The sequence below is a fragment of the Nocardia exalbida NBRC 100660 genome (assembly GCF_000308575.1).
Lineage (GTDB): Bacteria > Actinomycetota > Actinomycetes > Mycobacteriales > Mycobacteriaceae > Nocardia > Nocardia exalbida.
Genome location: NZ_BAFZ01000042.1, coordinates 1 through 22,795 on the forward strand (window position 1 = coordinate 1; position 22,795 = coordinate 22,795).

Here is a 22,795-nt window from a genome sequence, read left to right on the forward strand (position 1 = left end):
ACCGGCGTGCCGTCACCGGACGACGCGGGCGCGGCCTGGGCGGCGGGCGCGGACTGCTCGGCCGGAGCGGCCTCGGGCTCGGCCGCGGGCGCCTCCTCGGCGGGGACGGGAGTCTCCTGCGCGGGCGCGGCGGCTTCCGGAGCGGGCGCGGGAGCAGACGATTCCGCCTCACCGGCCTCGCTGATGACGCCGAGTTCGCCGCCGACCTCGACCACGTCGTCTTCGTTCGCGACGATCTTCGACAGCACACCCGCCGCGGGGGACGGGATTTCGGTGTCGACCTTGTCGGTGGAGACTTCGAGCAGCGGCTCGTCGACCTCGACCGTGTCTCCTTCCTGCTTCAGCCACCTGGTCACCGTTCCCTCGGTGACGCTCTCACCAAGAGCGGGCATCTGGACGGAGAAGGCCATGTCCGTTGACTCCTCTGACTGCTCGACGGGGTTCTACAACAGTTGATCTCGCTGCGGACGCCCGCCGCGGGTCGCGCCGGGAGTCCGTAAGCCACCGATCATTGTGGTGGCGCCGGAGATCCGTGTGGTTCTTGTACCGCGGTCCATCCTTGCACTCGCGCGCAAGCCATGTAGCACAGGGCGGCGTACTGCGCGGAGCTGGCAGTATGGGAAGACCGGCGGTGAACATTCTCCGGTGCAGGAAAGGAGGTCGGCGTCGTTGGGTTTGCTGGATCGTTTCCGCGGCGGCGCGACCCGGGGTGGCGGCACTCTACGTGGGCGTTCGGTGGACGGGCGGGATGCTCGCTACCTGGCCGACTGGGTGCGCACGCACGTGGGCGTCGAAGGCTACATCGAACCGAAGACCACGGTGACAGATGTCACAGTTGTCCTTATTGCCGCGGATGGTGAATGGACGCGGCGGATCGTCGGCGAGCGCGGGGCGCAGCGGCTTGCCAAGGATTTGCACATCCCCGTCTACGACGTCCGCAAGACCGGATATCCGCAGCGGATGCGCGACTACGACGCCCGCAAGCGGGTGGAGCGGCAACGCGAGCTGGAGCGGGATCTGTACGACCTGTGAGCCGTCGGATTGTCTGATCCGTCCGGTTTTCCATGGCGTGTGCGCGGGCTCTCCGGCCAGGCCGCATGGAGTGCGTCGGCCGGGAGTTCAGCCCGGCCGACGCGCTCGGCACTCACTCCGCGGCGATGTCCTGCAACACGGCGATCAGCGTCCGGACCGGGACGCCGGTGCCGCCCTTACCTATGTAGCCGAACGGGCCACCGGTGTTGTAGGCCGGACCGGCCACGTCGAGGTGGGCCCACTGCACGTTCTCCGGGACGAACTCCTTGAGGAACAGTCCCGCCGAGAGCATGCCGCCCCAGCGGTGCGGCGCGACGTTGGCCAGGTCGGCGATCTTGGAGTTCAGGTCACCGCGCAATTCGGCGGGAAGCGGCATCGCCCAGCCGTTCTCCCCGACCTCGCGGGAGATGCGGGCCACCCGGTCGCGGAACTCGTCGGTGCCCATCACGCCGGGCGTGCGGGTGCCGAGCGCGACCATCTGCGCGCCGGTCAGGGTGGCCACGTCGATCAGGTACTCCGGCTCGTCCTCGCTCGCGCGCACGATCGCGTCGGCCAGGATCAACCGGCCCTCGGCATCGGTGTTGAGCACTTCGACGGTGGTGCCGCCGTACTGGGTGAGCACGTCGCCGGGGCGCTGCGCGGTGGCCGAGGGCATGTTCTCCGCCATCGGCACCGTGGCGGTGACCGTGATCGGCAGGCTCAACCGCGCGGCCAGCAGCGTCGCGGCGATCACGGCGGCGGCGCCCGCCATGTCGGAGGTCATGTTCTCCATGTTCTGCGCGGGCTTGATGGAGATGCCGCCGGTGTCGAACGTGATGCCCTTACCGACCAGCGCCACCTTCTTCGGGCCGCCCGCGTAGGTGATCCGGATCAGGCGCGGCGGGCGCGAGGAACCCTTGCCCACCCCGAGGACGCCGCCGTAACCACCCGCTTCCAGCGCCTTCTCGTCGAGCACCTCCACGGTGAGGCCCGCGGCCTCGGCGAGTTCCTCCGCCCGCGCGGCGAACTCGGCCGGGAACAGGTGGCTGGGCGGGGTGTTCACGAAATCCCGTGCGGTGGCGACGGCCTCGGCGGTGAGTTGCGCACGGAACAGGGCCTCTTCGCCGAATCCGGCCTCGGGCACCAGCAACTCGACGCGGGCCACGGGGTGCTCGTCCGGCTTGGGCGCGGACTTGTCCGAACGGAACGGCGTGAACGAGTAGGCGCCCAGGTAGAAGCCTTCCGCGGCGGCACCGATGTCCAGTCCCGACAGCGTGGTCGCCACCAGTTCGGTGCCGGACAGCGAGCGGGCGGCCACACCGGCCGAGCGGCGGATCTGCTCGGCGTCGAGTTTGTCGGCGGAGCCGAGGCCGACGGCGAGCACGCTGGTCACCCCGTCCAGTCCGGGCGGTGCCGGTATCCGGGTCAGTTCCTCGGCCTTGCCCTTCGCGCCGACCGCGCCCAGCTGATCGAGCAGTTCCGCGCGCACGTCGGCGGTGAGCACGTCGCCGAACAGGTCCTCGGGCACGATGGCGGGGCCGTCCTCCGAGGAGGTCAACCCGAGGACGAGCACATCGGTGTCCGCGCCGATGGTCTCGGTGCGTGCCAGTTCCGGTCCGAGCGAGCGATCTGCAACAGCGGTCATGGGCACAGGCTATTCGGTCCGTTCCAGATACCGCATCGCGACGCCGTCGAGCTGGAGTTCCCCGCGCCGTGCGGCCGCTCGTCGAAGTCCATCTCGAAGCCGGAGTCCGGGTCGGCGAGGAAGTGTTGGCAGACGTGACGGGTCCGCGGGTCGAGCAACTCGGCGAACTCGGGGCGCGGCCGCATAGATTCGCGTACGAATACGGTGTTCACATCGAAGGGAGCGCAATGGAGATCACTGCTCGCCGGGCGACCGGGCGGGACCGTGACCCGCTGATCGAGGCGTTCGTCGCGGCCAGTGCGGACGAGGTGGTGACGGCGTGGATCCTCGAAGATCAAACCGACACCGGGTTCCGCACCGCGTTCGTGCCGGGGTTGATCGATCGCGCCTTGCGGGACGACGAGATCTGGGTCGCGGGCGCGGGCGGGGAGATCTGGTCGATCTCGATCTGGCAGCAGGTCACCTCGATCGAGCGATTCGCCGCGGAAGCCGCCGAGGCGCGGGCCATGGTCGAACAGGCGCCCGGTGTGCGGGCGCTGCGACGCGCCGCGATCGTCACCGACCTGCTCGCCCGCGAACATCCCCGCGAGTTCCCGCACCGGTACCTGCAAGTGATCGTGACCAGGCCCGAGCATCGCGGCAAAGGAGCCGGTGCGGCGATTCTCGCCGACCGGCTGACGGAATCGGTCGTGCCGGTGTTTCTCGAAGCGAGCACCGAACGCTCCGCTCGGCTCTACGGCCGGTGCGGGTTCGCCCCGACGGGAACGACGCACACGCTGCCGGAGAACGGTCCGACCCTGATCCCGATGTGGTTCGGTCTCGGGGCGTGAGCGGGGGCGAGGATCTGGGCATCGGTCCCGGATAAGCTCGGCGGGTGACCGAGACGAGCCTCCTGCAAGGACCCATCCACGCCGTGCACGTCGAGCTGGGCGCCACCTTCGCGCCGTTCGGGGGCTGGGAGATGCCGGTGTCGTACGCGGGCACGGTGACCGAGCACCAGGCGGTTCGCACGACGGTGGGGCTGTTCGACGTCAGTCATCTCGGCAAGGCGACGGTGCGCGGTCCGGGCGCCGCGGCGTTCGTGAACTCGGCGCTGACCAACGATCTCGGCCGGATCCGGGCGGGCAAGGCGCAGTACACGCTGTGCTGCGCCCCGGACGGGGGAGTGATCGACGACCTGATCGCCTACTACGTCGCCGACGACGAGATCTTCCTGGTGCCGAACGCCGCCAACACCGCGGCGGTGGTCGCCGAACTGCGCAAGGCGGCGCCGGAGGGCGTCACGGTCACCGACGAGCACCGCGACTTCGCCGTGTTCGCCGTGCAAGGGCCGCGCTCCACCGAGGTGCTGAGCGCGCTCGGTCTGCCCACCGACCTCGAGTACATGGCCTACGCCGACGCCGACTGGGACGGCCGCCCCGTCCGCGTCTGCCGCACCGGCTACACCGGCGAGCACGGCTACGAGTTGCTGCCGCGCTGGGACGACGCCGAGCCGCTGTTCCGCGCCTTGGCCGAGCGGGTGCGCGCGGCCGAGGGCCAGGTGGCCGGGCTCGGCGCCCGCGACACCCTGCGCACCGAGATGGGCTACCCCTTGCACGGACACGAACTCTCGCCGGACATCTCGCCGGTGCAAGCGCGCTGTGGCTGGGCGGTCGGCTGGACGAAACCGGAGTTCTGGGGGAAGGCCGCTCTGGAACAGGAGAAGTCGGACGGTCCGCGCCGAATCCTGCTCGGCCTGCGGGCGCTCGACCGTGGTGTGCTCCGGCAAGGGCAAACCGTGCTGCGCGACGGCGAACCGGTCGGCGAAACCACGTCCGGCACCTTCTCACCCACCCTCAAGGTCGGCATCGCGCTGGCCCTGCTGGACACCTCGGCCGGCGTCGAACCCGGCACCGAGGTCGAGGTCGACGTGCGCGGCCGCCGCCTGCGCTGCGAGACCGTCCGCCCGCCGTTCGTCCGGACCAACACCAAGTGACCGCCCTGCGCGCGGACGCAGGCCTCGGCTGAGATCGGTGCGGCGCGGGAGGGCGCGGACCGTGGCGAAATGGCGCGGATCGGGCCGGATAGGATCGTCGGCATGACCGCTGCCGCACAGTTCACCCGTGTTCCGCATCCCGCGCCACTCGCAGCGCAGCGGCGACAAGAGGTACTGGCGCAGCCGGGGTTCGGGCGTCACTTCACCGATCACATGGTCTCGATCGATTACGCGGGCGGCACGTGGACGAACGCGCGGGTGGAGCCGTACGGACCGTTGGCGCTGGATCCCGCGACCATGGTGTTCCACTACGGCCAGGCCATCTTCGAGGGACTCAAGGCCTACCGGCAGAGTGACGGCGGCGTCTCCTGTTTCCGCATCGATGCCAACGCCGCGCGTTTCCGCCGGTCGGCTCGCCGGATGGCGATGGCCGAACTGCCGGACGAGCTGTTCATCGAGTCGGTCCGGCAACTGCTGGAGGTGGACCGGGACTGGGTGCCCGCGGCGGGCGGCGAGGAATCGCTGTACCTGCGGCCGTTCATGTTCGCCACCGAGGCGGGGCTCGGTGTGAAGCCCGCCGCGGCGTACAAGTACCTGCTGCTCGGCTCCCCGGCGGGGGCGTACTTCCCCCGTGGCGTGAAGCCGGTGCGGGTCTGGCTGTCCACCGAATACGTGCGCGCCGCGCCGGGCGGCACCGGCGAGGCGAAGGTCGCGGGCAACTACGCGGCGTCGCTGCTCGCGCAGGCCGAGGCGTCGGCCAAGGGATGCGACCAGGTGGTGTGGCTGGACGCGTGTGAGCGCCGCTATGTCGAGGAGATGGGCACCAACAACCTGTTCTTCGTCTTCGGTTCCGGCTCCGAGGCGCGGCTGGTCACGCCGGAACTGTCCGGCTCCTTGTTGCCGGGCATCACCCGTGACTCGCTGCTCACCCTCGCCGCCGATTCCGGCTTCCCGGTCGAGGAGCGCAAGATCTCGGTCGAGGAATGGCGCAAGGGCGCCGAATCCGGTGAGATCACCGAGGTTTTCGCGTGCGGCACCGCCGCGGTGATCACCCCGGTCGGCTGGGTCCGTTCCGGTGACGGCGAATTCACCATCGGCGGCGGAGAGCCCGGCGTGGTCACCATGGCCCTGCGCGACACCCTCACCGGCATCCAGCGCGGCACCTTCGCCGACAAGCACGGGTGGATGCGGCCGATGTGACTCAGCCCGGCATCAGCATGTGCCACTGCTCCAGCGTCTGCGGACGCATGACGTAATTTTTGTCCCGGACAGTGGACAGTGCGGCGTTGGGTTCCTGCGAATACCAGTGCCCCGGGTAGACGACCGGGTCGCCGGCGAGTCCGGCCAGGTAGCGCAGGCTGCGGAACATTTCGTCCGAATCGCCGCCCGGGAAATCAGTTCGGCCGCAGCCGTCGACGAACAACGTGTCGCCGGCGATCAGGCGGTTGTCGAACAAGAAGCATTGGCTGCCCGGTGTGTGGCCGGGTGTGTGTAGTAACTCGATCTCGAAGGCCCCGACGCCGACCTTGTCGCCGTGCTCGTGGCCGGTCAGCTCGCTCTCGGCGATCCCGGTGACGTTGGCCACCCACGGCAGCTCTTTGGCGTTGACATGCACTGGGACGCTTGTCTTTTCGAGGAGCTCACGTACTCCGCGCAGGGTGAAGCCGAGCATCGTGCCGCCCACGTGATCGGGGTGATGGTGGGTGGCGAGCACGCCACTCAGGCGCAGGCCGTCTCCCTCGGCGATGTCTACCAGATCACCCGCCGCGTAGGCCGGATCGATCACCACGCACTCGCCCGTTTCCCGATCGCCGATCAAATACGCGAAGTTGCGCATCTGCGTCGCGATCGGATCGCCCACGGCGTAGTCGCGTCCCGACAACAGCTGGCGAAAATACAGGCGCTCAGAAGACATACCGCCCACCTTATTGCCCGACCCAGACGATCCGCGCGGCACGGCCGGAAAAATTCCAGTGACCCAGACTCTCGCCCGCGTTCGAACTGGACAAATGTTCAAATCGGCATGGGGGGCCTGCCGCCGGGGGTGGGTCAGCCGGGGTGGACGGCGAGCGACAGCACGGCCGCCGTGAGCGCGACGGTGGTCTCGACCGCGGCGCCGAGGACGTCACCGGAGAGTCCACCGAAGCGACGGGCGCAGTGCCGGACCAGAATCGCCGAGGCGGCCAGACCGAGCACCACCGCGAGGGGGCCGAGCCACGCACAGCCCGGGACGGCGAGTACAGCGAGGCCGATCGCGATCGCGGACCAGGCGGCCCCGGCGAGGGCCGACTGCGTGTCGGCCACCAGAATGCCGAAACCGGTGCCGGGCGCGGCCGGGATACCTCGGCAGGCGAGGATTACCGCGACACGGCCGGTCGCCACGGCGAGGGCGACCGCGAGCCATCTGCCCGAATCGGCGAGGGCCGCGAACGAGAACGCTTGGACCCCGATGGTGAAGACGAGTCCCGCCACACCGAACGGACCGGCCCCGCCGCTCTTCATGATCTCCCTGGCCCGCTCCGGCGGCCCGTAGCTGCCGAGCCCGTCCAAGGTGTCGGCCAGGCCGTCGAGGTGCATGCCTCTGGTGATCAACGCCAGCGCGCCCACCACCAGTAGCCCGGCAAGCGCGGTGCTTGCTCCGGCCCGGGACAGTGCCCCGAGCAGGGCTGCCGCCCCGGCGCCGAGCAGAGCCCCGACCAGTGGCGCCCACAAGATCGCGCGCGCCGCCGCCGGTCGATCCACGGCATCCGGCCCGCTGACCGGCAGCACGGTGAGCCAGGAAATCGCCAACCGGACACCGTTCATGCCGGACCTCGAGCGGCGACCGGCGCTTCGCGCGGCTTGACGATGTGGGAGATGACCGGCTGCCGCGTCGAGTTCCGCCTGCGCACCGTCGACGGCTGAGGAATACAGCCCGCAGGTGAATGGCCGTGGTGACGGAGATCCGCCCGCGCCTGCTCGGGAGCGCGGGCGATCCGCCGTCGGCCTGTCGTGCGGGACGGCGTCACTTGCGCAGGTTCGGTGCGGGGCTCGCCGGTTGCGGGTCGGCGGTGCTGACGCCCGCTTCGCCGAAAGTGGACATCTCCGCGAGGGTGGCCACCGCCGAGCGGAGGATGGGGAGGGCGGTCAGGGCTCCTGAGCCTTCGCCGAGGCGCATGGTCAGATCGAGCAGGGGGTCCAGGCGCAGGTGACGCAGCGCGAGATCGTGGGCCGGTTCGGTGGAGCGGTGACCGGCCAGCCACCAGGCGCTCGCGCCCGCGGCGAGATCCTCGGCGACCATCGCCGCCGCCGTGACGACGACGCCGTCGAGGACGACGGGCGTGCGCCGGGTGGCGGATTGGGCGAGGAAAGCGGCCATCGCGGCGAAGTCGGCGCCCCCCGCGACGCGAAGGAGTTCGACCGGATCCTTCACCACAGGACGGGCACGGCGCATCGCGTCGCGGATCGCGGCGACCTTGCGGATCCATCCGGCGTCGTCCACGCCGGTGCCGCGGCCGACGGCGGCGACCGGTTCGGTGTTGGTGAGACTCGCGACGAGCACGGTGGCCGGGGTGGTATTGCCGATGCCCATATCGCCCGCGATCAGCAGATCCGCGCCCGCATCGATCTCCTCGTCGGCGATGGCGCGGCCCGCCTCGAGCGCCGCGCGGACCTCTTCCGCGGTGAGTGCGTCCTCGCGATCGATCGCCCCGCTGGAACGACGCACCTTGTGCTTGGACACCTGCGGGTCGGTGTCGGCGTCCACGGAGATGTCCGCCACCCGGACCGTCGCGCCCGCAACGGCCGCGAGCGCGTTCACCGCGGCGCCGCCACCGAGGAAGTTCGCGACCATCTGCGCGGTGACCTCGCTCGGGTACGCCGATACCCCGTGCCGTGCGATGCCGTGATCCCCGGCGAAGACCACGACTCTGGCGCGCTCGAACTGCTTCGGCGGGCAGGCGGCCTGGCAAGCCGCCACCCAGTTGCCGAGTTCCTCCAATCGGCCCAGCGCCCCGGCGGGTTTGGTCAGCTGCGCCTGCCGCTGCTCGGCGGCCGCACGAAACTGTGTGTCCGGAGGCGCTACCGGTCCGAATCCGTGCGTCACTATCGAGCCTTTCGGTCATGGCGGTTACGCCGACTACGCCGCCCAATCTTGCCATTGCCCCCTTCGCGTCGTCCGCCCGTGACCTGTCTCGCGGCAGTGGCCCGTTCGTGCTCGCCTTTCTCTTCGGGTCTCCGAGCGCATCCCGCTTCACGGCAGACACCGTCCTCAGGATGAGCGGCTGCTTACGCGGCGCCTGCGAGCAAACCGTCAGCTGTGCCACCCCGTCGCGCAGGCGGCAGCAGGTGTCTACGACCCACCTGCACAGTGGGCCGCATTTCGTCGAGCGGGCCTCGCGCACCCGCGCGGTGGCGGCAGTGCGGCGCTACTTGAGGCGCAGCGGGAGTCCCGCGACGACGAGGAAGGCTTCGTCACAGACCTGGGCGAGGCGCTGGTTGAGGATGCCGATCTCGTCGCGGAAGAGGCGGCCGGAGCGCGTGGCCGGGATGACGCCCATGCCGACCTCCGGGCTGACGATCACCAGATCGCCGGTGTAGGCGGCGACGGCTGCCACCAGGGCGTCGGTGTCGGGGCAGACGGTGCCGCGCGGGGCGTCCCACGCGTCGCGTGCGTCGATGCGGGCGGTCAGCCAGGTGCCGATGTCGTCGATCAGGGTGAGGGCGGGCGGCTGCGCGGGGTCGGCGAGAATTGTTGCCGGATCGGCGCTTTCGACGGTCGACCAGCCTGCCGGGCGTCGGCCGCGGTGCGTGGCGATGCGTTCGGCGAAGTCATGGTCGGCGGGGTCGGGCACCGCGGTGGCGAGATAACGCACCGGCCCGCCCGCCCGGACCGCGATGTCCTCGGCGAACGCCGACTTCCCCGACCGCGCGCCACCGAGAACAAGGGTGCTGCGTGGCGCTGCCGACGAGGAAGTTTGTGACACGGGTGCACGGTATCAACCCCGCCACGCGTGTCTGCGGATCCGCGCTCAGGGGCCGCCCAACAAGACTCGTCCGCACCGAACTGCGACGCGCGGGCCGGGAGACCTCTGTGTGGCGCGGTAGGCCGGTCGGCATCCGATGCGGGCTCGCCGATCGGCGTTGGGGTGGCCGTGGGCGAGGCCGGGCGTCAGAGCTGTCTCGTTTCCGTGTTCAGATCGAGGCTTCCGGGCTGCGGCCGAAGCGGCGACGGTATTCGGTGGGGGCGATGCCGACGAGGCGTTGGAAGTGGTGGCGCAGGAGAGCGCCGGAGCCGAAGCCGGAGCGGGCGGCGATGTGCTCCAGCCCGAGGTCGGTGTCCTCCAGCAAATGCTTGGCCAGTAGCACGCGCTGGTTGGTGAGCCATTTCACGGGCGTGGTTCCGGTCTCGGCGACGAATCGGCGCGCGAAGGTGCGGGTGGACATGTTGGCCCGCGTGGCGAGGTCCTCCACCGTGTGTGGCAGGTCGAGGTGCTCGTTCATCCATTCCAGAGTGGGGATGAGGCTGTCGGAGGTGCAGGCGGCGACGGGGCGTTCGATGAACTGTCGCTGCCCGCCGTCGCGCTGCGGCGGGACCACCATGCGCCGCGCGATCGCGTTCGCCACGCCGCTGCCGAGTTCCCGCCGCACCAGGTGCAGGCAGGCGTCGATGCCCGCGGCGGTGCCCGCGCTGGTGATCAGATCGCCTTCGTCGACGAACAGCACGTCCGGATCGACGGTCGCCGCCGGGTACGCCGCGGCGAGTTGCTCCACATGACGCCAGTGCGTGGTGCACTTGCGGCCGTCGAGCAGCCCGGCCGCGCCCGCCAGGAAGGCACCGGAACACACGGTGAGCACCGTCGCCCCGGCTGCCGCCGCCTCGCGGACGGCCGTGACGACCCGTGGATCGAATCCCTGGTCGGTCGCGGCGGCGGGGATGGCCACCAGATCGGCCGCCGCCAGCTCCGCGAGCCCGTATTCCGGTGTGACCGTGATCCCGGGGCTGGTCGAGTGCAGCGGAACGCCCGGCTCGGCCCCGCACACCCGGAAATCGAAGCCCGGCAGCCCGTCGGCCGTGCGGTCCAGGCCGAAAACCTCGCAGATCACCCCGAATTCGAACATGGCCATGCGTTCGGACAGCACCACGGCGACCTTCGACAGCATGCCGTCAGTCTAGTGGCCGTATTTTTACGAACAATGTCAGCACCGCCACTTTCGGCCGTAAATGGCTGAGCGAAAAATTACTGCCATGGTTACTTTCCTCGTCTCCCTGGCAGTCATCGTGGCTTTCGCCACACTCGTCGCCCGCGGAACGGCTCGCGCGGGTTCCTCGAACGTGGTCGACCGCGACGCGGAACGACTGGACTCCGAGCTGACGGCCATGCTCGGCCGCAACACCCACCACCGCTGATGCAACGCCGCGCTTCCCTCCGGCATCGCGCAGCGGCACAGCCGGGGCAAGTCGGATGAAGGGCGACCGTGAACCGCCCGGGCTCAACCACAGCTGCCGAGCGAAGCGAGACCGAGCATGCGCCGTTCGCGGCCCGACTCGCGCTGGAGCGGCCGCCGCGTGGGTGACAGGGATGCAACCGGCCGCCGCATAGGCGGTAGGGACACACGCGGCTGCCGACTCGAGTCGTCAGCCTGCGTCTATCGACCGTATGCACCCGGGAGCGAGCTTCGACACCGACGTGCCCAGCGCACCGCAACTGCCGGTTCCGAGCGAAGCGAGACCGAGCATGCGCCCGAACGCGAGCCACAAAGGGGCCGCGAACACCCAGCGCCGAAGGCGCTGGCAAATCACACAGCGTCGCCGGGGCTGACGCGCGGCTTGGGGGCGCGCATCTTGCGGATCTGTGAGGCGCGGACGAATGCGTACCAGCCCAGCCGGTACCCGCCGTCGGTGGTCTCCGGGAAACGCTCCCTGACCCGGTTGTTCACCACCCGGCCGAGCAGCACGCCCTCGACGCCCATGAACAGCATCATCACCAGCATGGCCAGGGTGACGATGGTCTGCAGCGCGGGCGCGACGAACATCGACAGGATCAGCACCAGCGCCATCGGCATGAACAAGCCGACCAGGTTGCGCCGGGCGTCGACGATGTCGCGCACGAACGCCCGGACCGGGCCCTGGTCGCGGGGCGGCAGGTACTTGTCCTCGCCCGCGAGCATGCGTTCCCGTCGATCCGCGGCGGCCTCGCGCCGTCTGGCGGAGGCGGCCTTGCGTTCCGCCCTGGTGCCCCGCGCGGCTTTGCGGCGGGCGCGGGCCTCCTTCGCGGTGAGCGGAGCGGGCGCTATCGGGCCACGGCGCTTGCCTTGTGCGTCACGGCGTTTCGGGGTGGGGCGGCCCTTGCCCGCGGTGGCCGTGGCCGCCGCGCGGGTGGTGCCCGCGGCCGAGCCACCGTCCGTGACCACCGTCGATTCGGCGGTCGCGTCGGTGCTGCTGGACTCGCCGCGACGGAACAACTTCACACAGACCAGGCTATTCGATGGGTAGCGCGGCGAGAAATGCGGTCCGATTCGCCCGGAGTGCGCGGTGTCACGCAGGTTGGGTGTCACCGCGGATCGGGTGGTGGCAAGATGGAGGAATAGCAGCCGGCCGAGTGGTGTTGACCGACACGACCCCGTGCGCTGTTCGGGTAGACCACAGGTTCCTCGAGGAGAGTTCATGACTGTGCAGAACGAGACCGCCACCCACGGTGTGAGTCTGACCGACGCCGCCGCCGCGAAGGCGAAGGCACTGCTGGACCAGGAGGGACGCGACGACCTGGCGCTGCGGATCGCGGTGCAGCCGGGTGGTTGTGCCGGCCTGCGCTACCAGCTGTTCTTCGACGACCGCTCGCTCGACGGCGACCTGACCGTCGACTTCGCGGGCGTCACGCTGGCCGTCGACCGGATGAGCGCGCCGTACGTGCAGGGCGCCTCGATCGACTTCGTCGACACCATCGAGAAGCAGGGCTTCACCATCGACAACCCGAACGCCACCGGCTCCTGCGCCTGCGGCGACTCCTTCAACTGAGGCTGCCCGCCGCTGCGGCATTCGGGCCGTACGAGTCGGGTGCCGTGGGCTCGCGAAATCGGTTGTCCCGTCCGGACATGTAGGTGCGCGGCTGCGCCCGGATCGGGGCGGCGGATCCGCTACGGTGAGACCGGGACCTTTGTCGTCCCGGTCTTGACCGCCTGCCGCCTACAGTTGAAGGGCCCAGCCACGTGTCCATAGCCGTTTCCGCGTCCATTGCGACCGACCACCTCATGCGCTTCCCCGGACGGTTCGCCGACGTACTGCTGGCCGATCAGCTCGACCACGTGTCGCTGAGCTTCCTCGTCGATGATCTGCAGATCCGTCGCGGTGGCGTCGGTGGCAACATCGCCTACGCCATGGGCCTGCTCAATCGCACCCCCTTGCTCGTCGGTGCCGTCGGCGCCGACTTCGGCGAGTATCGCGCCTGGCTGGAGAAGCACGGCGTCGACTGCTCCACGGTGCTGGTCTCCGAGCGCGCCCACACCGCGCGTTTCGTCTGCACCACCGACGACGACATGGCGCAGATCGCGTCGTTCTACCCCGGCGCGATGAGCGAGGCCCGCGACATCTCCATCGCCCAACTCGCCGAGACCAGGGACCTGGATCTCGTCCTGGTCGGCGCCAACGACCCCGAGGCGATGCTGCGGCACACCGCCGAGTGCCGTGAACTCGGCATCCCGTTCGCCGCCGATCCCTCCCAACAGCTGGCCAGGCTGGACGGCGACCAGTCCGTGCAGCTCATCGATGGCGCCGCGTACCTTTTCACGAACAAGTACGAGTGGGCGCTGCTGCTGCAGAAGACCGGTCTGAGCGAGGAAGAGGTCGCCCAGAAGGTCGGCGTCCGCGTCACCACCCTGGGCGCGGAAGGCGTGCGGATCGTCGACCGCGACGGCACCGAGGTGACCGTCGGTGTCGTACCCGAGGTCGAGAAGGTCGAGCCGACCGGTGTCGGCGATGCCTTCCGCGCCGGCTTCCTCACCGCGCACACCGCCGGGCTGAGCCTGGAGCGTTCCGCGCAGCTCGGCTCGCTGATCGCCGTGCTCGTCCTGGAGACCATGGGCACCCAGGAGTGGACGCTGAGCAAGGAGTCCGCGCTGGAGCGCCTCACGCAGGCCTACGGCCCGGAGTCCGCCGCGGACATCAAGACCCTGCTCTGATCGTCACGACGAAAGGCGCGCACCCGGCCGGGTGCGCGCCTTTCGCATGTTCGCGCGCTACAGCGAAACGGGGTACGCGGGTTCCTGGATCTCCGGCTTGATCCGGTCCTCGACGAAGATGCCGTGCCACACCATGAACACCAGCAGGGTCCACAGCCTGCGGCTGTGATCGGCGGTTCCGGCCCGGTGCGCGACCAGCATCTCGCTGATCGCGGCCTTGTTCAGCAGGTGGCCGGTCTGCGACTCGGCGATCTGCTGCTGTGCCCAGTCGTAGAGCTCGGTGCCGCGCAGCCAGTGCCGCAGCGGGACCGGGAAGCCCAGCTTGGCGCGATGCAGCACGTGCGGGGGGACGATGCCCTCCAGCGCCTGGCGCAGCGCGTACTTCGTGGTCTCCTTGGTGATCTTCTGATCGAACGGCAGCCCCTCGGCCGCCTTCAGCACCTCGGTGTCCAGGAACGGCACGCGCAGTTCCAGCGAGTTCGCCATGGTCATCTTGTCGGCCTTGACCAGGATGTCGCCGCGCAGCCAGGTGAACAGGTCGAGGTGCTGCATCCGGGCCACCGGGTCCCAGCCGCGCGACTGGGCGTACAGCGGCGCGGTGACGTCCTGATGGGTCCACTCCGGCCGGAACTCGCGCAGCACGGCGCGCAGCTGGGCGTCGCTGAAGCTGCGCGCGTTGCCGTAGTAGCGCTCCTCCAGGGTGAGCGAGCCGCGGTGCAGCAGGCTCTTGCCCCTGGTGCCTTCCGGGATCCGCTCCGACAACTTGCCCGCCAGCCTGCGCAGGCCGCGGGGCAGCTTCTCGAATGGCCGCAACGACAGCGGCTCGCGGTAGATGGTGTATCCGCCGAACAGCTCGTCGGCGCCCTCACCGGAGAGCACCACCTTGACGTGCTTGCGCGCCTCCTTGGCGACGAAATACAGCGGGACCAGCGCCGGATCGGCCACCGGGTCGTCGAGGTACCAGACGATCTCGGGGATCGCCTGGGCGAACTCGGCAGGGGAGACCACCTTCACCACGTGGCGCGCGCCGATCGCCTCGGCGCTCTCGGCGGCGACGTCCACCTCCGAGTAGCCCTCCCGCTCGAACCCGGTGGTGAACGTGATCAGCTTCGGGTTGTGCCGCATGGCCAGCGCGGCGACCGCGGTGGAGTCGATGCCCCCGGACAGGAACGAGCCGACCGTCACGTCGGCGCGCATGTGCTTGGCGACGGAGTCCTCGAGCGCCGCGGCGATCTCCCGGTAGCGCGCCGTGGCCGAACCGGGGGTGAACGGGCGCACCGGGAACTTCGGGGTGAAATACCGGGTGGCGACCGGCGCTGCACCGGGCCGCACGGTGGCGTAGCTGCCGGATTCCAGCCTGCGCACGTCCTTGTGCAGCGTCTCCGGTTCCGGCACGTACTGGAGCACGGTGTAGTGCTCGAGCGCCCGCGGGTCCAGCGCGTCGCTCAGCTCGAGCGCGGGCAGCAGTTCCAGCAGGCTCTTCTTCTCGCTGCCGAACGCGGTGCCGCCCGGCCCGGTGGCCAGGAACAGCGGCTTGATGCCGAACGGGTCGCGCGCGAGAAACAGGTCCTTGGTCTCGGTGTCCCAGATCGCGAAGGCGAACATGCCGCGCAGCCGCCGCACCGCCTCGGGGCCCCAGTAGTGGAACGCCGCGACGATGGCCTCGCTGTCGCCCTCCGTGTGGAACATCTTCCCGTCCGGGAACTCGGCGGCGTGCGCCTCGGCGAGTTCGGCGCGCAGCTCCAGGTAGTTGTAGATCTCGCCGTTGAAGGTGAGCGCGTAGCGGTCGGGCTGCTCGGGCGGGCCCCAGCGCAGCGGCTGGTGCGAGTGCTCGATGTCGATGATCGACAGGCGGTTGAAGCCGAAGATCACCTGGTCGTCGTGCCAGGTGCCGCGCTCGTCCGGGCCGCGGTGACGCACACAGTGCAAGGCTTCGTAGACCTGCTCCACCGTGCCAGGTGCCGCCTCGTCAGATGCCAGGAATCCGAGCAGTCCACACACGGCGTCGGCAACCTCATTTCTCACAGTCGGGATACGCGCGCACCGGATGGGGCGCAAAGGGGCGAAATCTAGTGTCCGAGTATGCCGCACCCACGGGATTCGCGCGTCGTGCGCACCACGTCCGGGACGGAATCGCTGGTGACGGTGATCGGCGCGCGCTCGGTGAGGTGCCGAAGCCGACCCGACGACGAACCGGGGGTGCGTTTGGTCTACGCTGCGTAGTACTCAGGTCTCTCTCAGGCGACCGGCGCGCAACGCGCTGGCCCGGAGGGCGTCCTGAACGAGCTTAGGACGTATCGTCGGGGCCTATCGCAGCCCCGAACGATGCACTGTCGGAATGTGTGGCGACCAGGAAGGCGTGAGCGTGGCGCACAAGGCGAGCGAAGAGATCGGGGCACGACCCGCCCGGGGTCGGCAGGGCCGCATCCTTCGGCGGGCCGGGCTGGTGGTGTCCTTGGGGATCACCGCGCTGCTCGTCTCGGGCTGCTCGATCGACAATGTTTGGCTGCGGTTCGGCTGGCCGTCGGGAATCACGCCGCAGGCCACCCGGATGCGGGAACTGTGGACCTGGTCGGTCATCGCCGCGCTGGCGATGGGCGTGCTGGTCTGGGGCCTGACCTTCTGGACCGTCGCGTTCCACCGCAAGAAGGCGGACTCCCCGGAGTTCCCGCGCCAGACCGGCTACAACGTGCCGCTGGAGCTGACCTACACGGCGATCCCGTTCGTCATCATCGCCGTGCTGTTCTACTTCACCGTGGTCGTGCAGAACTACGTGCACGAGAAGGTGGCCGACCCCGATGTCACGGTCGACGTGACCGCCTTCCAGTGGAACTGGAAGTTCGGTTACCGCGAGGTCGACTTCAAGGACGGCTACAAGTTCGACGGCATCGACACCGCGCGTGAGACGGTGAACCAGGAGCAGCTCGAGCAGTACGAGGAGCGGACCAAGGACGGCCACCCGCAGCCGGGCCCGGTGCACGGCAAGCCGGAGAACGACATCCTGTCCTACCTGCACTACGACAAGGTCGAGACGATCGGCTCGAGCAACGAGATCCCGGTGCTGGTGCTGCCGACCGGCAAGGTCATCGAGTTCCAGCTCGCCGCCGCCGACGTGATCCACGCCTTCTGGGTGCCGGAGTTCCTGTTCAAGCGCGACGTGATGCCCAACCCGAAGGAAAACAACTCCGACAACGTCTTCCAGATCACCAAGATCGAGAAGGAGGGCGCGTTCGTCGGCCGCTGCGCCGAGATGTGCGGCACCTTCCACTCGATGATGAACTTCGAGGTCCGCGCGGTCACGCCGGAGAAGTTCACCAAGTACCTGGACGCACGCCAGGCGGGCAAGACCAACGCCGAGGCGCTGGAGGCCATCGGCGAGTCCCCCGTCGCCACGTCCACCACGCCGTTCAACACCAGGCGCGACACCAAGAGCGCGGCCTCGGCCGAGAGCAAGTGAGGATTTGATCTGACATGAAGATCGAAGCGCGGATTTTCGAACTGCTCACGGTGTTCTTCATCATCGTGGCGGTGGTCTACGGCTTCTTCACCGGCCAGTCGCGCACCGGCGTCGAGTGGGCGGGTACCACGGCCACCGTGCTGACCGCGGGCCTGTCGCTGATCATCGGCACCTACTTCCGGTTCGTCGCCCGTCGTCTCGACCTGCGCCCAGAGGACTACGAGGACGCCGAGATCGTGGACGGTGCCGGCGACCTGGGCTTCTTCTCGCCCGGCAGCTTCTGGCCGATCACCCTGGCCGCCGCCGGTTCGGTGACCGCCCTCGGCCTGGCGTTCTTCCAGTTCTGGCTGATCGGCATCGGCGTCGTCTGCGTGCTTGCCGCCGCCGCCGGGCTGGTGTTCGAGTACTACCTCGGCCCGGAGAAGCACTGACCTGAGAACCCGCCGAAGCGGCCCCATCGGAAAACCGGTGGGGCCGCTTCGCGTCTGCCTGTGCCTGTTCGGTCGAACCGGCTCATCCCCGACGAGACCGCGCCTGATATGAAAGTCCGGGTGGGACGTAAGAAGTTGCTGGAGCCGACCCTGACGGAGTTGCCGCACGGGCCGCACGGTCTGGCTCGTGATCTGGTGACCGGGTCCCAGCGGCAGCGGCTTTTGTACGGGGTGACGGTTGTCGTCGCGGATCGCGGCTATCCCACCGCGACAATCGCGGATATCGCCGCAGCGGCGAAGGTTTCGCGCCGCACGTTTTACCAGCACTTCTCGGACAAGGAAGCGTGTTTCCTCGCCGCGGCCGAGACCGGCCGGGATCTGATGATCGAGCACCTCGAGCGCGTGATGAGGCAGGTGTTCGCGGGACCGGTCGAGCCGCTCGAGGCTTTACGGCTCGGAATCCGCGAGTATCTCACTCTCTTGCGTGACGAACCGTCGTTCGCCCGCGCGTTCTATCTGGAAACCGCCGTGGCCGGGTCGCGCGCGATCGAGTCGTTCGAACGATGTCAACGCTGGTTCGCCGGATTCATCCGATCATGGCGTGAGGCGGCGGGCCCCGTCGATCCACCGGTGCCGGATGACGCGTATCTGGCGGTGACCGACGCGGTCAACGAGGCCATCCGCCGAACCCTGCGGGCGGGAGGTGACTTGCTCGCACTCGAGGACACCGTGCTGTACATCCACCGCGCGCTGCTCGGTCTCGCGACGTCGGCCGACTAGGGCACGACTGTGTCGCCAGGACCGGTGAGGTCGCAGGAAGCGTCGTCGCTGGTGTTGCCGCCTTCGGAGACAATCCTCGCGAACGCCTTCGCGCAGTTGGACGAAGCGATGCCGGAGGTATTTCCCGTGATGATGGAATTCCGCACTTTCACGATGCCCACCGGAACATCGAGCGCATCCGTCACCTGACGTGGGAGGGTATCGAGATAGGCGGGCGCCACGTTGATGCCGCCACCGGCGTCCGAGGCACTGTTTCCGGTGACCGTCGTCCGATCGAAGGTCACCACCCCTCGGCCTCGGACATCTACACCGCCGCCGCGTCCGGCGAAGCCACCCGGGCGGTACCACACTCCGGGATCGACTACGCGGTTGTCGGAGATCCTGGAGTCGGTGAAGGTGCAGGTGTTATCGCATCGCACGCCGCCCGCCTCGCCGGACACGTTGCCGGTGATGATCGTATTTCTCGTTTGCAGGTCCGAGCCTGGCACATTGAAGATCCCGCCGCCGTACCCGGCGCTGTTACCCCGGACCACAACATCCTCGAGTACGAGGTTCGACGAATTGGAGATTCCGCCGCCGCCGGTGTCGTAGTACGGGATCTCGTGTTGAGCGGTGACTCCGCCGGTCACGGTCAATCCCGTCAACGTCACCGGCGCGGAGACACTGAGGACCCGGTCGATCCCCGCGGCATCCAGCACCGTCTGATCGCGGCCCGCGCCACGCAGGGTCGTCGCCGCGGTGAGGTTCAGGTCTCCGGTGTTCGCATCCGGATTGCGGCCTTGCACCTTCTGTGGATCGGGACGGATCATCAAGATGTACCGTCCTTCGGGCACCACGATTGTGCTCCCGGGCCGGGCGTTGGCGGTCTGCACTGCCGCGCGCAGTGTGCAGGCGCCGGCGACGGTACGGCAAAGCCCGCTGTACGGATCGGCCGCGACGCCGTCGGCTGTGGTGTTCACGGTGATCACCGCTGGAGAATTCGCATCGGGCACGGTGTCGGCGGAGGCCGCGCCAGGGAATCCGCCTGCAGTTGCCGCGATCAGGGATGCGATGGCGAGGCCGCGGGCCGTCGCGGGAAATGCGCTCGTCCTCATGAAGTTTCGAATCCAATTCAGCAACACGAAATAAGGTACGCCGCGTATGAGTGGGGTACGCAAGCGTCTACAACTATGTCGCAGAGTGGCGCCCTTCGGGGGTGTTTCCGGGAATCCGCTCGCCGGACGCCGATCCGCCTCCGCACGCCGGGTCATGCCGGGCGCCGTGGGAGGCACTCTCGAGCCGCTTCGAGAGCGTCGATGCGCTTCACTGCTCTTCCAGGCTTTTCAGCCGTTCAGCAGTGTCTTCGCCCCGGGTGCGGTCAGCAGCGACGTGATTGCACAAGCTCGCGTGCCGCGGGCGCTGTGGCCGGGCGCACGCGAATCTACTCCGCTTCGTATCGCAGCGCGTTCTCCGAGCGGCAGATCTCCTCGATGCCGGAGACGATGTCGCGCAGCAGTTCCGAGGGCAGTGCGGCGGGGCGCAGGCGGCAGGTGAAGGTGATCAGGCCGTGGTCTTCGGGGGGCAGGCCGCGGGCGGCGGATTCCGCGCGCAGGTAGCGCGAGCGCACGCCGTAGGTCATCGCCGAGATGACGGTGAAGCAGCCGGTGCGTTCCCGATGGCCCGAGAACAGGTCGTGCAGGCGGTAGAACACCGACGCATAGCTCGACAGGGGCGCGAAAACACCCACCCGGTAGGCGGGACCACGCTCGGACGAACTGAGGGCCGTATCGGCCAGGTACTCGGCATCGCGCAGGGTCTGTACCTTCGGCGCGAACAGCACCGCGCCCGCGGCCGCGTTGCGCACCGGCATGCCCGCCTTGCCGGGCGCGGCCGAGGCGATGGCGCCCAGCGATTTCCGTGCCCGCGACCCGACCTCGCGCCGGGCACGCAGTCCCCGGGTGGGCGCGGTGGGGTACAGGCTCGACCACTGCCCGAAGCGCACGGTGCCCAACTGCACGTGGCCGGTGCCGACCGGACGCGCCACCTTCAGCGGCGCGGTGTCGACCCAGCGGCCGACCTGCAGTTCGGCGTTGCCGGGCCGGGTGATCTCGGCGTAGGCGTGCTCGACGAAGGAATCGAAGTCGAGGAACCGGTCGGCGTCGGTGGTCAGCCAGGTGTGCTCCTTGTCGATCTCGATGGCATCCAGAGTGAGCGCGGTGATGATGCCCGCGCGACCGCCCGCGCCGAGGATGCGCTGGAATCGCTCGGTGTGGTGGGTGCGCCCGCAGGTACCGATACGCCCGTCGGTGTCCACGTACTCCAGATCGACGATCTGGTCGATGAACAGACCGTGCTTGTGCGAGGCCGCGCTGACGCCGCCGACCGAGGCGAAGCCCCCCGCGGTGATGTCGCGGTGATCGCCGACGATCGGCAGGCCGAGGCCGTGGGCGCCGAGCCTGCGGTCGATGTCGGACAATTTGGCGCCCGCCTGCACCCGGACGGTGCGCCTGCCCAGGTTGATGTCCAGCACCTGGTTCATCCGGCGCAGCGACACCACGGTCGGCTGGGCGGGCAGCGTGAGCCCCTCGTCCAGCAGCTCGCCGCCGCGTACCATCAACCGGTCCGTTCGCCCGCGCGAATCCCGCACCGTGCGAACGACATCGGCGGTATCGCGCGGGAGGTATTCCTCGGCGTTGGAGACAGTTTGCGGCGTGCTCATGGCCCAAAAGCTAACCACAGCGCGGGCCGCCCCGCTTCCCCGAATCCGGGAGTCACCGCGACGCGGGCGCAAGGCTCTTGCTGAACAGGACGGATCCGGCGGCATCGCACAGGTCGACGGTCAATTCCCTCGACCTTCCGTCGATGCGGACCTCGCCGAAATGCTGGAAGGCGTCCAGCGGCGAGCTGTTCTGCACCGGCGGCGCGTGGACGTAGACCGCCTCGGGGCCGAACGTGCCGTCCAGCTGATTCGGGCCGAACGCGCCCGCATTGAGCGGACCGGAGACGAACTCCCAGAACTCGTCGAAGTCGGTGAAGACCGCGCGCTCGGGCGAATAGCGGTGGGCGGCCGTGTAGTGCACGTCGGCGGTGAGCCAGACGACGTTCGCCACCTTGTTGGCCCGGATCGACGACAGCACCTGGGCGATCTCGCGTTCCCGGCCCGACGGCGCACCGGGATCGCCGTTGGCGGGACCTTCGTAGGCGGTGGTGTTCTTCTGTTCACCGTCGGGGACGATCACGCCGAGCGGCAGGTCGTTGGCGATGATCTTCCAGGTGGCTGTGGATTCGCGCAGACCGTCGATCAGCCATTTCGTCTGCGCCGGCCCGAGAATGCGGCCGTTCGGCCCGTTGTTGACGTCGTTGGCGTCCTTGTTCGCGCGCATGTCGAGCACGAAGACGTCCAGCAGCGGACCGTAGGCGATCTTGCGATACAGGCGGCCGTCCACCGCTTCTCTCGGTTCCAGCGGCATCCACTCGCGGAAGGCCTGCCAGGAGCGCGTGGCGAGGGTGTCCATGCCGCGTTCGGTGTAGCCCTTGGACTCGGCGACGAGTCCGCCGGGGTACCAGTTGTTCACCGTCTCGTGGTCGTCCCACTGCACCACCTGGGCGACCGAACTGTTGAACCGGCGGTAGTTCTCGTCGGTCAGGTTGTAGGCGTAGTTGCCGCGGAACTGATCCAAGGTCTGCGCGACAGCGCTTTTCGCCTCGCTCACCAGATTGCGCCACACCCGGCCGTCGGGCAGCGTGACCGATTCCTTCAACGCTCCGTCGGCGTAGATGGAGTCGCCGGAGTGCAGGAACAGGTGCGGGTCGCGGGCGGCCATCGCGGCGAAGATCCTCATGCCGCCGAGTTCCGGGTTGATGCCGTAGCCCTGACCCGCGACGTCGCCGGACCATTGCAGCCGGATGTCCGCCGCGGCGGTGGGCGCGGTGCGGAAGACTCCGGTGACCGGTTCGGAGGTGGCGCCGTCCTCGCCGCGCAGCGTCACCCGGTAGTGCACCTGCTGTCCCGCGGGCAGGCCGTTGACCCGCACCCGGCCGGTGCCGTCGGAATCCGGGGTGAGCAGTGGCCCGGTGAAGCGCATGGGATCGGTGAACGATTCCGTCGCGGCGGTTTCCACGAGCAACGTGGCGGGGCGATCGGCGCGGGCCCAGATCAGCGCGCCGTCGGTGCGTGGGTCACCCACCGCCACGCCGTGGGTGAGCACCGGCCGCTGCCGGACCAGCGCCGGGCCGTTGCCCGGCGAGCAGGCCGCCAGCGCGGGGGCCGCCACGAGGCCGAGTGCGCAGGCGCGCAAGACGGTGCGCCGGGATGGTCCTGAGGCCGAGCCGCTCATGAGGAAACTCTGGCGCAATTACGT

Annotated in this window: 22 protein-coding genes; 10 read left to right on the forward strand and 12 right to left on the reverse strand. The window is 69.1% G+C overall.

Translation table 11 applies throughout. The features are described from left to right. Positions 1–410, reverse strand: a 410-nt coding sequence (locus ON29_RS09660; protein WP_040865861.1) for a biotin/lipoyl-containing protein, incomplete at its 3' end; no start/stop codon positions are given. A 259-nt stretch (positions 411–669) separates the two neighbouring features. Between ON29_RS09660 and ON29_RS09665 the strand changes: the two genes are divergently transcribed. Next, complete coding sequence (locus ON29_RS09665; RefSeq protein WP_040865862.1) at positions 670–1,032, forward strand: hypothetical protein; 363 nt, start codon at positions 670–672, stop codon at positions 1,030–1,032. Between the two features lie 112 nt (positions 1,033–1,144). Here the strand turns inward: ON29_RS09665 and ON29_RS09670 are convergent, their stop codons facing one another. After that, positions 1,145–2,656 (reverse strand): leucyl aminopeptidase, encoded by a 1,512-nt coding sequence (locus ON29_RS09670; protein WP_040865863.1) that lies wholly within the window; start codon positions 2,654–2,656, stop codon positions 1,145–1,147. 227 nt (positions 2,657–2,883) lie between these two features. Here ON29_RS09670 and ON29_RS09680 point away from each other — a divergent pair, with 227 nt between their 5' ends. From ON29_RS09680 to ON29_RS09690, 3 genes are all read left to right on the forward strand, one after another. Further along, positions 2,884–3,486 carry a GNAT family N-acetyltransferase gene (locus ON29_RS09680; RefSeq protein WP_040865865.1) on the forward strand — a complete coding sequence of 201 codons (603 nt, stop codon included), beginning with the start codon at positions 2,884–2,886 and terminating at the stop codon, positions 3,484–3,486. 44 nt (positions 3,487–3,530) lie between these two features. Next, positions 3,531–4,631, forward strand: a complete 1,101-nt coding sequence (gene gcvT / locus ON29_RS09685) for a glycine cleavage system aminomethyltransferase GcvT (protein WP_040865866.1) — start codon at positions 3,531–3,533, stop codon at positions 4,629–4,631. A 102-nt stretch (positions 4,632–4,733) separates the two neighbouring features. Continuing rightward, positions 4,734–5,831, forward strand: a complete 1,098-nt coding sequence (locus tag ON29_RS09690) for a branched-chain amino acid aminotransferase (protein WP_040865920.1) — start codon at positions 4,734–4,736, stop codon at positions 5,829–5,831. 1 nt (position 5,832) lies between these two features. On the opposite strand, the gene ON29_RS09695 is transcribed toward ON29_RS09690, so the two are convergent. The 5 genes from ON29_RS09695 to ON29_RS09715 all read right to left on the reverse strand — a co-directional run bounded on the left by ON29_RS09695 (position 5,833) and on the right by ON29_RS09715 (position 10,772). Then, positions 5,833–6,546, reverse strand: a complete 714-nt coding sequence (locus ON29_RS09695) for an MBL fold metallo-hydrolase (protein WP_040865867.1) — start codon at positions 6,544–6,546, stop codon at positions 5,833–5,835. A gap of 134 nt (positions 6,547–6,680) precedes the next feature. After that, entirely contained in the window at positions 6,681–7,436 is a 756-nt protein-coding gene (locus ON29_RS09700) for an adenosylcobinamide-GDP ribazoletransferase (protein WP_040865868.1), read from the reverse strand. Positions 7,437–7,635: 199 nt separating this feature from the next. Beyond that, positions 7,636–8,715: a nicotinate-nucleotide--dimethylbenzimidazole phosphoribosyltransferase gene (cobT, locus tag ON29_RS09705; RefSeq protein WP_040865869.1), complete on the reverse strand. Its 1,080-nt coding sequence runs from the start codon at positions 8,713–8,715 to the stop codon at positions 7,636–7,638. Between the two features lie 322 nt (positions 8,716–9,037). Beyond that, positions 9,038–9,595, reverse strand: a complete 558-nt coding sequence (gene cobU / locus ON29_RS09710) for a bifunctional adenosylcobinamide kinase/adenosylcobinamide-phosphate guanylyltransferase (RefSeq protein WP_040865870.1) — start codon at positions 9,593–9,595, stop codon at positions 9,038–9,040. Positions 9,596–9,803: 208 nt separating this feature from the next. Continuing rightward, positions 9,804–10,772 carry a helix-turn-helix domain-containing protein gene (locus ON29_RS09715; protein WP_040865871.1) on the reverse strand — a complete coding sequence of 323 codons (969 nt, stop codon included), beginning with the start codon at positions 10,770–10,772 and terminating at the stop codon, positions 9,804–9,806. 85 nt (positions 10,773–10,857) lie between these two features. Between ON29_RS09715 and ON29_RS35735 the strand changes: the two genes are divergently transcribed. Next, a complete protein-coding gene (locus ON29_RS35735; protein ID WP_157114239.1) occupies positions 10,858–11,019 on the forward strand; it encodes a hypothetical protein in 162 nt (53 codons plus the stop codon). Between the two features lie 389 nt (positions 11,020–11,408). Here the strand turns inward: ON29_RS35735 and ON29_RS09720 are convergent, their stop codons facing one another. Next, positions 11,409–12,080 (reverse strand): DUF3043 domain-containing protein, encoded by a 672-nt coding sequence (locus tag ON29_RS09720; protein WP_040865872.1) that lies wholly within the window; start codon positions 12,078–12,080, stop codon positions 11,409–11,411. Positions 12,081–12,276: 196 nt separating this feature from the next. On the opposite strand from ON29_RS09720, the gene ON29_RS09725 reads away from it, so the two are divergent. Both ON29_RS09725 and ON29_RS09730 read left to right on the forward strand, forming a co-directional pair. Next, complete coding sequence (locus ON29_RS09725) at positions 12,277–12,627, forward strand: HesB/IscA family protein (protein WP_040865873.1); 351 nt, start codon at positions 12,277–12,279, stop codon at positions 12,625–12,627. Between the two features lie 191 nt (positions 12,628–12,818). Next, positions 12,819–13,787 carry a carbohydrate kinase family protein gene (locus ON29_RS09730; RefSeq protein WP_040865874.1) on the forward strand — a complete coding sequence of 323 codons (969 nt, stop codon included), beginning with the start codon at positions 12,819–12,821 and terminating at the stop codon, positions 13,785–13,787. 57 nt (positions 13,788–13,844) lie between these two features. Here ON29_RS09730 and asnB read toward each other — a convergent pair whose 3' ends face one another. Further along, positions 13,845–15,788 carry an asparagine synthase (glutamine-hydrolyzing) gene (gene asnB / locus ON29_RS09735; protein WP_040865875.1) on the reverse strand — a complete coding sequence of 648 codons (1,944 nt, stop codon included), beginning with the start codon at positions 15,786–15,788 and terminating at the stop codon, positions 13,845–13,847. A 364-nt stretch (positions 15,789–16,152) separates the two neighbouring features. Here asnB and ctaC point away from each other — a divergent pair, with 364 nt between their 5' ends. From ctaC to ON29_RS33755, 3 genes are all read left to right on the forward strand, one after another. Continuing rightward, the gene (gene ctaC / locus ON29_RS09740) at positions 16,153–17,244 is read left to right on the forward strand and encodes an aa3-type cytochrome oxidase subunit II (RefSeq protein WP_051175045.1); all 1,092 of its coding nucleotides are present in this window, start codon (positions 16,153–16,155) and stop codon (positions 17,242–17,244) included. Positions 17,245–17,258: 14 nt separating this feature from the next. Then, positions 17,259–17,675, forward strand: coding sequence for a cytochrome c oxidase subunit 4 (locus tag ON29_RS09745; RefSeq protein ID WP_040865876.1), 417 nt, complete (start codon positions 17,259–17,261; stop codon positions 17,673–17,675). A 120-nt stretch (positions 17,676–17,795) separates the two neighbouring features. Continuing rightward, positions 17,796–18,455, forward strand: a complete 660-nt coding sequence (locus ON29_RS33755; protein WP_157172723.1) for a TetR/AcrR family transcriptional regulator — start codon at positions 17,796–17,798, stop codon at positions 18,453–18,455. Here ON29_RS33755 and ON29_RS09755 read toward each other — a convergent pair. The 3 genes from ON29_RS09755 to ON29_RS09765 all read right to left on the reverse strand — a co-directional run bounded on the left by ON29_RS09755 (position 18,452) and on the right by ON29_RS09765 (position 22,771). Next, positions 18,452–19,549, reverse strand: coding sequence for a CSLREA domain-containing protein (locus ON29_RS09755; RefSeq protein WP_157172724.1), 1,098 nt, complete (start codon positions 19,547–19,549; stop codon positions 18,452–18,454). The genes ON29_RS33755 and ON29_RS09755 overlap by 4 nt on opposite strands. Before the next feature lie 326 nt (positions 19,550–19,875). Further along, a complete protein-coding gene (locus ON29_RS09760; protein ID WP_040865877.1) occupies positions 19,876–21,153 on the reverse strand; it encodes an FAD-binding oxidoreductase in 1,278 nt (425 codons plus the stop codon). A 52-nt stretch (positions 21,154–21,205) separates the two neighbouring features. After that, complete coding sequence (locus ON29_RS09765; RefSeq protein ID WP_040865924.1) at positions 21,206–22,771, reverse strand: alkaline phosphatase D family protein; 1,566 nt, start codon at positions 22,769–22,771, stop codon at positions 21,206–21,208. Positions 22,772–22,795 lie beyond the last annotated feature (24 nt).

Coding starts and splice junctions, on each gene's coding strand:
- ON29_RS09755 (WP_157172724.1), bottom strand. CDS start 19,549: ATGAGGACGAGCGCATTTCCCGCGACGGCCCGCGGCCTCGCCATCGCA.
- ON29_RS35735 (WP_157114239.1), top strand. CDS start 10,858: ATGGTTACTTTCCTCGTCTCCCTGGCAGTCATCGTGGCTTTCGCCACA.
- ON29_RS09760 (WP_040865877.1), bottom strand. CDS start 21,153: ATGAGCACGCCGCAAACTGTCTCCAACGCCGAGGAATACCTCCCGCGC.
- ON29_RS09695 (WP_040865867.1), bottom strand. CDS start 6,546: ATGTCTTCTGAGCGCCTGTATTTTCGCCAGCTGTTGTCGGGACGCGAC.
- ON29_RS09680 (WP_040865865.1), top strand. CDS start 2,884: ATGGAGATCACTGCTCGCCGGGCGACCGGGCGGGACCGTGACCCGCTG.
- ON29_RS09715 (WP_040865871.1), bottom strand. CDS start 10,772: ATGCTGTCGAAGGTCGCCGTGGTGCTGTCCGAACGCATGGCCATGTTC.
- ON29_RS09700 (WP_040865868.1), bottom strand. CDS start 7,436: ATGAACGGTGTCCGGTTGGCGATTTCCTGGCTCACCGTGCTGCCGGTC.
- ON29_RS09725 (WP_040865873.1), top strand. CDS start 12,277: ATGACTGTGCAGAACGAGACCGCCACCCACGGTGTGAGTCTGACCGAC.
- ON29_RS09690 (WP_040865920.1), top strand. CDS start 4,734: ATGACCGCTGCCGCACAGTTCACCCGTGTTCCGCATCCCGCGCCACTC.
- ON29_RS09745 (WP_040865876.1), top strand. CDS start 17,259: ATGAAGATCGAAGCGCGGATTTTCGAACTGCTCACGGTGTTCTTCATC.
- ON29_RS09670 (WP_040865863.1), bottom strand. CDS start 2,656: ATGACCGCTGTTGCAGATCGCTCGCTCGGACCGGAACTGGCACGCACC.
- ON29_RS09765 (WP_040865924.1), bottom strand. CDS start 22,771: ATGAGCGGCTCGGCCTCAGGACCATCCCGGCGCACCGTCTTGCGCGCC.